Origin of the sequence: Methanobrevibacter sp. (assembly GCF_045611865.1) — an archaeon.
Classification (GTDB): domain Archaea; phylum Methanobacteriota; class Methanobacteria; order Methanobacteriales; family Methanobacteriaceae; genus Methanocatella.
This window is the reverse complement of sequence record NZ_JAZKXX010000077.1, coordinates 1-12931: the sequence shown is the minus strand read 5'-3', so window position 1 is coordinate 12931 and position 12931 is coordinate 1. Positions and strand designations below refer to the sequence as shown.

The 12931-nt window shown below is 35.6% G+C and carries 10 protein-coding genes; 9 read left to right on the top strand and 1 reads right to left on the bottom strand.

Going from position 1 to position 12931, the window contains the following annotated elements; translation table 11 throughout:
• Positions 1 to 16 precede the first annotated feature (16 nt).
• The 3 genes from rbr to ACKI32_RS09585 all read left to right on the top strand — a co-directional run bounded on the left by rbr (position 17) and on the right by ACKI32_RS09585 (position 6211).
• Entirely contained in the window at positions 17 to 562 is a 546-nt protein-coding gene (rbr, locus tag ACKI32_RS09595) for a rubrerythrin (protein ID WP_407415853.1), read from the top strand.
• A 138-nt stretch (positions 563 to 700) separates the two neighbouring features.
• A complete protein-coding gene (gene bsh, locus ACKI32_RS09590; RefSeq protein ID WP_407415851.1) occupies positions 701 to 1678 on the top strand; it encodes a choloylglycine hydrolase in 978 nt (325 codons plus the stop codon).
• 114 nt (positions 1679 to 1792) lie between these two features.
• Positions 1793 to 6211 carry a C1 family peptidase gene (locus ACKI32_RS09585; protein ID WP_407415848.1) on the top strand — a complete coding sequence of 1473 codons (4419 nt, stop codon included), beginning with the start codon at positions 1793 to 1795 and terminating at the stop codon, positions 6209 to 6211.
• Between the two features lie 11 nt (positions 6212 to 6222).
• On the opposite strand, the gene ACKI32_RS09580 is transcribed toward ACKI32_RS09585, so the two are convergent.
• Positions 6223 to 6921, bottom strand: a complete 699-nt coding sequence (locus tag ACKI32_RS09580) for a thymidylate synthase (protein WP_407415846.1) — start codon at positions 6919 to 6921, stop codon at positions 6223 to 6225.
• A 318-nt stretch (positions 6922 to 7239) separates the two neighbouring features.
• Between ACKI32_RS09580 and ACKI32_RS09575 the strand changes: the two genes are divergently transcribed.
• From ACKI32_RS09575 to ACKI32_RS09550, 6 genes are all read left to right on the top strand, one after another.
• Positions 7240 to 8103 carry a hypothetical protein gene (locus ACKI32_RS09575; RefSeq protein ID WP_407415844.1) on the top strand — a complete coding sequence of 288 codons (864 nt, stop codon included), beginning with the start codon at positions 7240 to 7242 and terminating at the stop codon, positions 8101 to 8103.
• A 31-nt stretch (positions 8104 to 8134) separates the two neighbouring features.
• Positions 8135 to 10102 carry a hypothetical protein gene (locus ACKI32_RS09570; RefSeq protein ID WP_407415842.1) on the top strand — a complete coding sequence of 656 codons (1968 nt, stop codon included), beginning with the start codon at positions 8135 to 8137 and terminating at the stop codon, positions 10100 to 10102.
• 336 nt (positions 10103 to 10438) lie between these two features.
• Complete coding sequence (locus ACKI32_RS09565; protein ID WP_407415840.1) at positions 10439 to 10747, top strand: nucleotidyltransferase domain-containing protein; 309 nt, start codon at positions 10439 to 10441, stop codon at positions 10745 to 10747.
• Entirely contained in the window at positions 10737 to 11126 is a 390-nt protein-coding gene (locus ACKI32_RS09560) for a HEPN domain-containing protein (protein WP_407415838.1), read from the top strand. Before ACKI32_RS09565 ends, ACKI32_RS09560 begins: the two co-directional genes overlap by 11 nt.
• Positions 11127 to 11275: 149 nt before the next feature.
• A complete protein-coding gene (locus ACKI32_RS09555; protein ID WP_407415836.1) occupies positions 11276 to 11848 on the top strand; it encodes a helix-turn-helix domain-containing protein in 573 nt (190 codons plus the stop codon).
• 158 nt (positions 11849 to 12006) lie between these two features.
• On the top strand, positions 12007 to 12931 hold a 925-nt coding region (locus ACKI32_RS09550), incomplete at its 3' end, for an AMP-binding protein (protein ID WP_407415834.1).

Sequence of the window (12931 nt, the reverse complement as noted above, 5' to 3'; positions counted from 1 at the left end):
ATTGGAGATGATAAAAATGGCTAATTTAGAAGGCTCAAAAACCCAAGATAATTTAATGGCTGCACTTGCAGGCGAATCTCAGGCACGTGTAAAATATGAATTTTATGCTTCTCAAGCTAAAAAGGACGGTTACGTGGAAATCAAGGACATCTTCCAGGAATCATCCGACAACGAAAAGGAACATGCAAAAATCTGGTTCAAACTGTTACATGGCGGTAAAGTACCTGACACTGAAACCAACCTTGCAGATGCTGCAGCAGGTGAACACCATGAATGGACTTCCATGTATAAGGAATTCGCTGAAACCGCTCGTGAAGAAGGATTTGATGACATTGCAGACTTGTTCGATTATGCGGCCGCAACCGAAAAGGCACATGAAGACAGATATAATGCATTGTCTGATAAGATAAAAGCAGGTAAAGTCTTTAAAAAAGACGAAGAAATCGCTTGGAAATGTAACAACTGTGGATACATCCATTATGGAAAAGACGCTCCTGAAGTATGTCCATTATGTGATCACCCACAAGCACACTTCCGTAAGAAAGATGAAAGTTATATCTAAAACTCTTTTTTCTTTTTCTTTTTTTTTATTTAAATTTAATATTTTCATGCTTTCTTATTTTACTTTTTTTAGGATAATTTTTATTACACATTAATTACTGAATATTATTTAAAGAATATTCTTTTGTGGTGATTAAATATGTGTACTGCAAGTAATTATATAACAGATTGCCATTATTTCGGTCGTAACTTTGACTATGAAATATCATACAATGAGAGAGTTACTGTTACACCAAGAAACTATGAATTCAAGTTCAGAAAAATAGATGATATCAAAACACACTATGCAATCATTGGAATTGCAGCAGGTATTGATGGATATCCTCTATATTATGATGCATGTAATGAAAGGGGATTGGCCATTGCCGGTTTGAACTTTGCAGGAAATGCGGTTTATCAGGAGGTCAGGGACGATATGGTTAACATAACTCCTTTTGAGTTGATTCCATACCTTCTAGGCAAGGCCTCAACTGTGGCCGAGGCACGTGAGCTCTTGGCAGAAATCAATCTGGTCAACATCAACTTTGCAGATGAGCTTCCATTATCTCCTCTTCACTGGATGATGTCTGACGGCAAGGATGCAATCGTCATAGAACCTATGGCCGACGGCCTTAAAATCTATGACAACCCTGTAGGGGTCATGACAAACAATCCTCCGTTTGACAAGCAATTGTTTTATTTGAACAATTATCGAAACTTGTCTAACAAAAATCCCGAAAACACTTTTGGAGGAGACATCGATTTGGATGAATATTCTAGGGGAATGGGTGGTATAGGCCTTCCTGGTGATTTGTCATCCGCTTCAAGATTTGCAAAGGTAGCATTCACCCGTGCTAATTCATATTCATCATCAGATGAGGCATCAAGCGTCAGCCAGTTCTTCCATATTTTGGGTTCTGTTGAACAGCAGAACGGCTGTACATTCATCTCAGATCCTAATTTATATGAATATACTATCTATTCTTCCTGCTATAACACAAATAAGGGATTGTTGTATTATAGAACATATAATAACTCACAGATTTGCTGTGTTGATTTGAACAATGAAGATTTGGATTCAACAGATTTGATAAATTATCTTTTGATTAATGAGGAACAATTTAACTTCATTAATTAAATTTTTCTCTTTTTTTAATAATAACTAATTATTTATATTATTAATCTCAAAAATATATTCACTTTATCATTTTAGTTTGTATTATGGCTAATTTGTTTGAATGGAGGTTAAATATTGAAAAAAATAAGATTCATGGCATTATTGTTAGTAATGTTATCCTTATTAATAGCAGTTCCAACAGCATTTGCTTTTGATAATGATACTGTTGTTTCCAGTGATGCTGGTTCTGTTGTTTTAGCAGATGATTATTATTTTGATGCTGATTTACCAAATGATGATGGAAACGGCTCAATTGATAATCCGTATAAGGATTTGACCTCCAATAGAATACTTGATAATTCAATCATTCACCTTAATGACGGTGAATACAATCTTGATTATTCAAAAACTGTTAGAAATGTTACTTTTATAGGTCAAAATACTGAGAATACGATTATTAACGGAAATGGGCGTATTTTTACAGTTTCAACATCATTTACACTTTGCAATGTGACCCTGATGAATTTGAAAATCAAAAATAACGGTGATTTGACAGCCACAGGTACAATATTTAGAGATTCAACTTCCTCAAATGGTGGTGCCATTGAATCTGCAGGAAATTCAAAAGTTTATTTGGACAATTGTACATTCCTGAATAACACAGCAACAAATGGTGGGGCAATATACAAGAAAGGTGGAAATTTATCAATTCAAGACTCCACATTCATCCTGAACAGTGCAGCTAACTATGGTGGAGCCATATACTGTGAGGAGCTTTATGATTTTTGTGTAAATGACACTTCATTTTCAGATAATCGTGCAATCAACTACTTTGGAGGAGCCATTTATTTATATGAATCTGATTTTAATGCTTTAAACATGATAATCACCAATTCTTCCGCCAACTTTGGAGGAGGAATAATGGCCCGTGATTCCTATTTGGATTTGACCAATTTGACTGCAACCGAAAACCGTGCTGAATACAATGGTGGAGCCATTTATACAATATATGGCGGACTATACATTTATGAATCTCTTTTACAGTCCAATCAGGCATTGAATGGTGGTGCCATATTCACAAACATGCTCAATGAATTTGAATGTCTTAACAATAACTTCACCTGTAATTTCGCCAATTACACTGGTGGTGCGGTTTATGATGTGTGTTCTGACATATTCATTGAAAACAATACATGCCTTGACAATCATGCGGGCGTTGATGATGACTTTTGCCTTCTTGATGTTCCTAACATGGTTATTGGAGATGCAAACTATACATTATTGAAAATCAACTCCACTTATGATGGGGATTTGCCAAGCCGTTATGATTTAAGGGAGTTGGGTCAGGTAACACCGGTTAAAAATCAGGGAAGCGGCGGTAACTGCTGGGCTTTTGCAATAATTTCAGCACTCGAATCATCAATACTGAAGGCAACTGGTATTTCCTATGACCTTTCTGAAGATAACCCGAAAAACCTTATGGCATTTTATTCAGAATATGGGTGGGCTATGGAAACCAATGTCGGAGGATATTTAAGGCAGGGATACGCTTATCTTACAAGTTGGTTAGGCCCAGTCAATGAGAGTGATGACGGATATAATTATAAGTCATTCCTATCTCCTCTTTTACATAGTTTTTTCCATGTTCAAAATATAATTTTCCTTGAAAGAAAAAACTACACTGACAACGATGAAGTTAAAAGGGCAATAATGAATTATGGTGCTGTGGGAACCTCTATTTATATGACTAGTACTATTTATCAATATTATACTGGAACCAGTCAAAATAACCATGCGGTCACTCTTGTCGGTTGGGATGACAGTCTGGAATTCAACGGAGCTCCAGGTCCTGGAGGATGGATTGCCAAAAACAGCTGGGGTCCCAATTCCCTGGACCACGGTTATTTCTACGTTTCATATTATGACGTTTCCTGTTTAAAACCTGAAACATCTGATAAACCATTTGCAATCATCCTGAATGATACAATAAGGTATGACAAAAACTACCAGTATGACATTCCTGGAGAGACTGATTACTTCTATAACACTACAAGCACTGTCTGGTACAAGACCAAGTTCACATCCACCGATGATGAGTATCTGGCTGCAGTTTCAACATACTTCAACAAGAAAACCAATTGGGATTTGAAGGTTTATGTAAATGATGAGTTAAAACTCACACAATCCGGATTCAACCTTGCAGGATATTATACAATAGACTTGAATCAAATGTTACAATTGCATGAGGATGATGAATTTGTAGTTGAATTTAAGATAACCGTTGACGGCGATGCAGGAGTACCTATATCTGAACCTGTCTCACTTAATGTTGATATGTATGGAGAAAACATGTCTTTTATAAGTTATGACGGTGAAAACTGGGCTGACTTTTACGGGTTGGAAGGAAGTTATCCTGATCACAGTTACTACTCACAAGTGGCATGCATAAAAGCATTCACAGTGTTGAATCCTATCAAAACCTACATCAATATGACTGTTTTGGAATATTCAAATCCAGTTTTGATTGAAGCTGTCGTATATGATGAATATGGAAACGTTTTCAATTCAGGCGAGCTTACATTCACAACCGATGGAAATTCATATACTGTAAACATTGAAAATGGCGTTGCACGCTTTTCATATGCATATTCCACATTCGGTGACAAGTCCATTCAGGCAAATTTCCATAAATTAGGTTATGAAAACGCATCCAATGAAATCATTGTTCCTGTAAACGATAAGGGCATTGTGGAAGTTCATGCTGATATCACAGTTAATTATACTGATGTATTGATTAAAATCACACTCTCAAGACCGTTGAATGAAAGAGTTCATATTGCTGTCAACGACGATGATTATGAAATTAACACAACAGAGGGTGTTGGTTATTTAAGCTTAGATGATTTGTACTATGGAAGTTATTTAGTTATTGCTTATCCACTTTCCGATAGTTACATAAGCATCAGTTCATACAATTCATTTTCAATTAACTATTACAACACTTATATTCTTGTTTTCAATACCGAAGACTATTATGGTGAAGATTGCGCTTTCAATATTGCTTTAGTCGATAAGCACATAAATCCAATTGCAGACAAGAACATCACCTTTACAATCGATGACTTTTCTGACACCACAACAACAGATGAATATGGAAGGGCATTTTTAATATTCAGAAACGTAATGGGAACCTACAATGTCAACATTGCCTTTGACGGTGAGGGCAGTTACTTGAATACCTCAGCAAATGTCACATTCACAGTCCTTAAAAGTGATGTGGAGGTTCACACTGACATTACAGTCAACTATACCGACGCTTTTATTAACATTACACTTTCAAAGCCAATCAATCAATGGGTCTATGTTTCAGTCAATGGCGAGGTTCATTCGGTTTATGTAACCGGCGGTGTCGGATCATTAAGTCTACCTGCACAGTATTATGGAAATTACACGGTTGACACTTATTTTGTCTCTCCTTATTATAATTGCATCGGTTCAACAGATTCATTTGAAATAAGCTATTATAACACTTTCATAGGTTATTATTATACTGAGGTTTATTACAGCGGAAACTGCACATTCAAGGTAATGCTTGTTGATTCGAAATTGAATCCGATTCCTCATAAAAACATTACTTTTATAATTGGGAATTCATCAACTGTTATGGAGACTGATGATAACGGAATGGCCTTAATGGAATTCAAGAATGTTTTGGGCACTTTTGAAATTGAAGTGGTGTTTGATGGGGATGGGCCTTACTTGAGTACAAGTGCAGGCATAATATTTACAATCAAACCAACAATAATCCTTCCGGATGAAAACAGATATGCCTACAATTCAAAATATGTGGTCTATCTCTTGGATAGTGAAGGAAATCCTCTTTCGGATAGGAATGTCACTGTTGGGCCTTATGGTGAGGTTTTAACTACTGATTCCAATGGAATGTTGTCCCTGAATATTGATTTTGCACCGGGCAACTACACAATGTCAATTGTCAATCCGCAAACCACAGAACTTGCATATCAGGACATTCAGGTGGTTTCCAAGATTACTGAAAACTCCAATCTCATCATGTATTACGGTGCCGGAAAATCCTATACTTTAAGGGTCTGTGATGATTATGGCAACTTCGTAAAAGGTATTGGGGTAAAAATCAAACTAAATGGCAAGACTTATACAAAATACAGTGATGAGAATGGTTATGTGTCTTTAAAAATCTCTTTAAAACCTGGAAAATATACTGTTACAGCTGATTCCAATGGTTATAAGGTTTCAAATAAGATTACCGTTAAGACAACCATCGTAACCAAGGACATTACTGTCAAGAAGGGCAATAACATCAAGTTCAATGCAAAAATCCTAAATTCCAACGGAAAAGTCTTGAAAAACAAGGTTGTAACCTTCAAGTTCAAGGGCAAACTCTATAAGATAAAAACCAATTCCAAGGGTATTGCAAAATTGAACATCAAAAATCCGTATAAGGTTGGTACCTATAAGATATACACTAAATATGGAACTTTGACTGTTAAAAATAGTATAAAAATTGTAAAATAAGGTTTAAAACCTTATTTATTTGTTTTTATTAATTTACGGGCTGCTTTTAAGTCAGTATTATAGATGTGGCCTGAGGTTGAGTGGTAGTGTACTCCACCGAAGTTTAGTTTTTCACCCATAATCTCTTTGTTGACTTCTTCTTTCATTTTAATTCCCAAATATGCTATAAAAAACATGTTTGAGTAGAATGCACCGAAGATATCGTTGCTTCTGAATATGCAGTGGATTGTGAGTTCATTATCCCTTACAATGCATTGCAGGAACTGAAGGCAAGGTATGTCTTCTCTATCAGCGTCAAGTTCAGGGTCGATTGTTACTGCAACAGCACGGTTTGATCCTGTTGCGGTTAGGATTCTTTCCTTCATTGTGTTGAACTGGTCAATGTCAAAGTGTGCAAATATACGATTTGGGTATGTATAGACAAATCCCTGGTCGTCAGGGTTTTCTGCGGATTTTACGTATTCATATAGTGCATCGCTTTTTATTGGACATCCTTCCATGTCGAATCTGCCGGATTTGATGTCGTCAAGCATCATTTGGGTGGTGTAGTGTTGGTATTTTGCCCTGAATTTCAAATCCAGCGGGTCATCGATTATGTAAAAGTTACCTAAGCTTTCCATCAAATGATGATTTGAGTCCTTATAAGTTTCCTTTCCTTGTTTTAGAATTTTATCTACAAAATCCAAATAGCATTGATTAATTGTTAACATATTGCAGCCTCTTTAAATTAATTAAAATTATGTATGGTATATTATATAATGTTAATTATTTGAGAAATCATGCTTTGATTTGGTGTTGATGTATAATTGGCCGTTTCAATAGGATATTTTTCATTTGCCTATTTGATTATATTCCTTTTTCCTATGATAATTTCAATGGTTGGTTATCAAACTTATGATTTAATTTGCGCTTTCGCCAAGCATTCGATAATTAATTTTTCTCTCGTTTGAAGGGGCATGAATTCTAAAAGATGTTTCAAATATTTATATTGGAATTTACAAAATAGTACTATAAACGGGGAATCTAAAATGAATAAGCATATAACAATAATGTTCAACGGTACAATATGGGACATGTTAGGGGAATATCTCTACTTTTTAAAAGAAATCTTTCCTGAACTTAAAGACTTCTGTGGCAAGCACGCAATAGATTTGGAATACATTGACAGCTCCTATGAAATGCCGATTGAAGACGCACTACACCAAAGGGCGCTTCTCGACTATCTGGAATTCATTGACATGGACAGGACATTTTTCGTATGCTTTAGAGGTCAACGCTACGGCTGGATACCAACCGCAGGAGATGTTGACGGATTGACACTGGACATTTACCCCGAACTTGTAAAGTATGTAACAAGCATTTCAATAACAGACATTGCAATGCTTCATGCACTCAGGCCGTTTTGTAAAATCGAGGACGGCGAGGAAATCAGGATGGATCCCGTCAAACATGCATTTTTTTATTACAGGAATGCCGATTACGTGAAGGATTTGAACCATTGTCAAAAGTTAATCTATACCAATCTTTCAATGGGTGATGACGAGGACGTCGGTGACATAAACCTTGCAAAGGCAAAGGATATTGTCTTTGAGATTAAAAGGGAATTCGCCAAAATAGAGGGGTGCGAATCAGAAGTGATTGTCAGGCATTACGACGGTATTTGGGACAATGATTTAAAAATCGCTGATGTTTTGAGAGAATATACAACAGAATATGCCAAACTCAGAGGCCAATCTCCAAAGCATTTGATGAGATTGTATGAGCATGAAGACTGCAAAGGAACAAAAGGATGCTTTGTTGATTTTAAATTTGAAGACAAGTCAGTAAAAGACATTGTCATTGATGACTTTAAAAAAGCTCTTGTGGCTGAGTTTCCAGAATACTTTAAATAATTTTTTATTTTATAATTAAATTGGTGTGAAAATGAGATATATGAAGGAATTCCTCATTATATGTTCTATAATCTGCCTTTTCACCATTGCAAGCGTATGCGCTGGTGATGTGGATGATGCAATTGGAACAAGTGATGATGTAATCGCAGTTGAAATGAATGATGAGGTAAATGTTTTAGAAGGAAATAATGCAGTAGGAACATTTACAGAATTAAATAATCTTATAAAAGGTCAAAAGGAAAATGTAAAGTTATATAAAAATTATACTTTTTCTAAAGATGTGGATGCTGATTTAATTGATGGTATAGTTGTTGAAAATTCCATACAGATTGATGGTAACGGATTTACTATTGACGGATCCAATCAGGCAAGAATTTTCAGAGCATGCAATTATACTGTCTTCAATAATTTCAATTTCATAAATGCAAATTCAGATAATGGTGGAGCCATTATAGGCACAACAGATATGAGTTTTGCTGTTTTAAACTCTAATTTTACAAATAACCATGCAACAATATTCGGTGGTGCCATCTATAACGGTCATGCTGAAAACTGTATTTTTAAAGACAATACAGCAAGTGCCTGTGGCGGTGCGATATATATGGGGCATGCTGAAAACTCTCTGTTCATGAATAATGTTGCAATGGATGGGGGAGCAATCTATGAGGTATATGCCATTAACAGCGCATTCATATCAAATCTTGCAACCGACTCATGCGGAGCAATGCATGGCAATTCAGCAGTAAACTGTACATTTACCAAAAACTCTGCAAAAAACCGTTCAGGTGCATTGGGCTATGGTTATGCTTTAAACTGTACTTTCACACAAAATAATGCAAATAAATCCGGAGCTATGGAATCAGGTGAGGCATATGATTCTACCTTCATCAACAATTATGCCGTTGAGGGTGGAGCAATGTCCGGCGGTGATGCAATTGGCTGCAGATTCATTTCAAACTCCGCTGAAAGCTATGGAGGTGCACTTTATGGAACTTCAGCTAAAGAATGTTACTTCGAATCCAACAGGGCAAAATTCGGAGGAGCAATATCTTCAAATGCCACAGCACTTGATTCAGTATTCATAAGTAACATTGCTGAGGTAAGCGGCGGTGCAAAATTCGAATCCTATACTGGAGGATGTACTTTTGAAGGTAATTTGCCGATATATCATTTCTACGCTTCAAACCTAACTGCACTTGAGGACTTTGGCCTAAACATTGTTGTTAATCTCTCAGACTCCGACAACAACTATCTTGTTGATGAAAACATTACATTAGACATCTACAACAGCAATGGCTCATTAGTCAAATCCTACAGTGCAAGAACCGGATATAACTCATTTGAGAATTTGCCTGCAGGTACATACAGGGCCGTAATCAGCGCAAACAACAACTTCACCGATGTTAATCCTATTGAAATTTCAATAATTATCAAGAAATCCACTTTCGTTTACGGAGAAAATGTCGTTACTGCATATAATGGGGGAAAATCCCTAATCATCAACCTGCACGATTCCAAAATCAAGCCTTTAAAAAACACTAAGATTAGCGTAAGTCTTAACGGCAAGACCAAAAACTACACTACAGATAAAAATGGTCAGGTTTTCGTATCCACTGATGGATTGGCTGTTGGAACTCATGATGCAATAGTAAAATATGATGGAAACTCTCTTTATGCCGAGTTGACTAAAACCATTAATGTTAAAGTTAAAAAGGCAACTCCAAAACTGATTGTCTATAAAAAAACATTTAAAGTTTCACAGAAAACCAAAAAGTACACTGTCACTTTAAAAACTCGTCAAAATAAGCTAATTAAAGGGGAATGGATTACCTTAAAAGTCAACAAAAAGACTTACAAGGTCAAAACCAATTCCAAAGGACAGGCAACATTCAAGATTACCAACTTGAAGAAAAAGGGTAGCTTTACAGCTGTAGTTCAGTTCAAAGGAAGTTCAAACTACAACGCTAAATGTGTAAAAACAAAAATAATTACCATGTAGATGATTTTTCATCTACTTTTTTTCAATTTTCTAGCTATTTTTCTTTTTATTTTTAATATAAACTGTTTTTTATTATTCAAATTTATTTTAGATAATAAATTGTATGAAATTATAAAATTTAGGTTATTTATAACTGCTTAATTTATAAATGAAGAGTGAAATATTTGTTATTATCAGATTGAGGTGTTAATGCTCTATAAAAAATTTTTCACCTTAATTAAAATATGGAATTCTTTTGAATCAAATGATGTTTAAGAGTCATGATATGGCATATCAAAAGTATTTAATATTTGTATGCCATAGTTATTATTAACAAAATTTAATTTGGTGAGGTGTATGAACAACAGAGTAGAATTAGCTCGAGAATTTGCAGAAACTATAAATTCTAAAGATATTGAATTAATAGTTCTTTTTGGTTCTGTAGCTCGTGGTGATGATACACAGGATTCAGATATTGATATTCTAATTGTTTCTCCAATTGCCCACCAAATTAGAAAAGATATTAATAAACTTGTCGCTGAAATAGTTGTTGATAAACAAGAATTAATCTCCACTCATTTAATGACTGTTAAACATTTTAATGAAACAAAGGATTATCCTTTTTTAACAAATGTCTTAAATGAGGGTGTTATACTTGTCGGATAATGAAGATATTAATTTTAAAATTGATGCCGAGTTAGATTTAGCGAATTATGAACTTAAATCAGCAAAAATTCTATTGGATGCAGGCCAATATCGTGATTCTATTACTCATTCTTATTATGCTATGTATAGTTCTGCAAAAGCATTATTATTAACAAAAAATTACATTACAAAAACTCATGAAGGACTTATTATGGTTTTTGGTCGTGAATTTGTTCGTGATGGTGATTTTAGTAGTGAAATCTTTGCATATTTAACTGATGCTAGGTCAATGAGAAAAGATACAAGTTATGATTCTTTAGCTAAATTTTCTAAGGATGATGCTGAGGAAAAATATTTCAATGCATTAGAGTTCATTGCAGAGATTGAGAAATTTTTATAGTATTTTATTTATTTTTTCATTTTTTATTTGATAATTACAAAATTTTTCACTAAAAACTCTGATTTTAAGTTAGTTTTAAATATCTTGTTGAATATAATATTAATGCTTAAATTATTTTAAGTGTAAATTCAAAAAAATGTGTGAAAAACATGACAAACGAAGATTTCGCAAAAAAGATTAAAGATATTAGAGCTAGACAGGACATGTCTATAGAGGACCTCGCCGAGAGAAGCGGCGTGAAAATAGAAGTGCTACAGGCAATGGAAGACGGTGAAGTCATTCCGTCACTTACACCATTAACAAAGATGGCAAGGGCATTAGGAGTTCGCCTCGGAACCTTTTTAGATGACACACCGGAACTAGGGCCGGTAGTTACCCGTGGCGGTAAAACCGAAAACTCACTTTACTTTTCAGGTAGAGAAGACGTTACAAACGCAACCAACCTTGAGTTCCACTCATTAGGCGCAGGTAAAATAGACAGAAACATAGACCCGTTCATGATTGACATCAAATATGAAGCGGGCGAAAAGGAGCTTTCCTCACACGAAGGAGAGGAGTTCATCTATGTACTTGAAGGTGAAATAGAAGTCATCTACGGAAAGGACACTTTCACAATCGGTGAGGGTGACACAATATTTTATGACTCCGCAGTACCACATCACCTCCATGCAAGCAGCGAAAAAGACGCTAGAATCCTAGCAGTACTATACACTCCATACTGAGGTTGATAGGATGAGTAAAATAACTTTAAAGCCAAAAATCGACAGATTTTACACAGCTAGTTTGGATTTACACACATTGACATTGCAATTGGGATTGCATTTATGATTTGCATATTGGGTTTTATAAGTTATTTTATTAAAAAATAGAGGTGATTAGTATGAGTGAATTATTTACAGAACTTCCGTTAGGGAAATTTTACGAATCAATGGTTGAAAAACAGCCTGATCATGAATTTATCGTTTATCCAGACAGAAACTTAAGATTTACATACAAGGAATTTGACGAAAGGGTCGACAATCTCGCAAAGGGAATGCTGGCCATTGGAATTGAAAAGGGAGACCACGTCGGAATATGGGCAAAAAACGTCCCGGAATGGCTGACCTACATGTTTGCAACTGCAAAAATTGGCGCAACAATCGTAACAGTAAACACAGCCTACCAGTCCCACGAACTGGAATACGTGCTTAAGCAATCTGACATGAAGGCAATTGCCATGACCGATGGTTTCAGGGACACAAGCTACTTTGACATCATCCATGGACTTGTTCCTGAGATGAAAAACTGTGCTCGTGGTAATTTGGTCTCTGAGAAATTCCCTCATTTGAAATTTATTTTCCACGTTGGACAGGAAAAGCACCGTGGAATGTACAATACCAATGAACTATTGCTTTTGGGTATGAACTACGATGATGACGAGTATCAAAAAGTTAAGGATTCCGTTACACAGCATGACGTTATCAACATGCAGTATACCTCAGGAACCGAAGGATTCCCTAAAGGTGTAATGCTGACCAGCCGTAACATCGTTAACGACGGATACTATATCGGCGAGAACATGAACTACACACCTGATGATAGGTTATTATTGCAGGTGCCTCTTTTCCATTGTTTCGGAACAGTTTTAGGTGTGATGGCGGTTATTACCCACGGTTCAACCATGGTTGTCCTTGAGGAATATGATCCTTTACTTGCTATTTCCTCCATTCAGAAAGAGAAATGTACATCAATCTACGGCGTTCCAACAATGTTTATCGGAATGATGAACCATCCTATGTTTGAGATGTTTGACATGAGTTCTCTAC

Bases quoted from the DNA above. Each gene is read 5' to 3' on its own strand.
- rbr (WP_407415853.1), top strand. From the start codon at position 17: ATGGCTAATTTAGAAGGCTCAAAAACCCAAGATAATTTAATGGCTGCA.
- bsh (WP_407415851.1), top strand. From the start codon at position 701: ATGTGTACTGCAAGTAATTATATAACAGATTGCCATTATTTCGGTCGT.
- ACKI32_RS09580 (WP_407415846.1), bottom strand. From the start codon at position 6,921: ATGTTAACAATTAATCAATGCTATTTGGATTTTGTAGATAAAATTCTA.
- ACKI32_RS09575 (WP_407415844.1), top strand. From the start codon at position 7,240: ATGAATAAGCATATAACAATAATGTTCAACGGTACAATATGGGACATG.
- ACKI32_RS09570 (WP_407415842.1), top strand. From the start codon at position 8,135: ATGAGATATATGAAGGAATTCCTCATTATATGTTCTATAATCTGCCTT.
- ACKI32_RS09565 (WP_407415840.1), top strand. From the start codon at position 10,439: ATGAACAACAGAGTAGAATTAGCTCGAGAATTTGCAGAAACTATAAAT.
- ACKI32_RS09555 (WP_407415836.1), top strand. From the start codon at position 11,276: ATGACAAACGAAGATTTCGCAAAAAAGATTAAAGATATTAGAGCTAGA.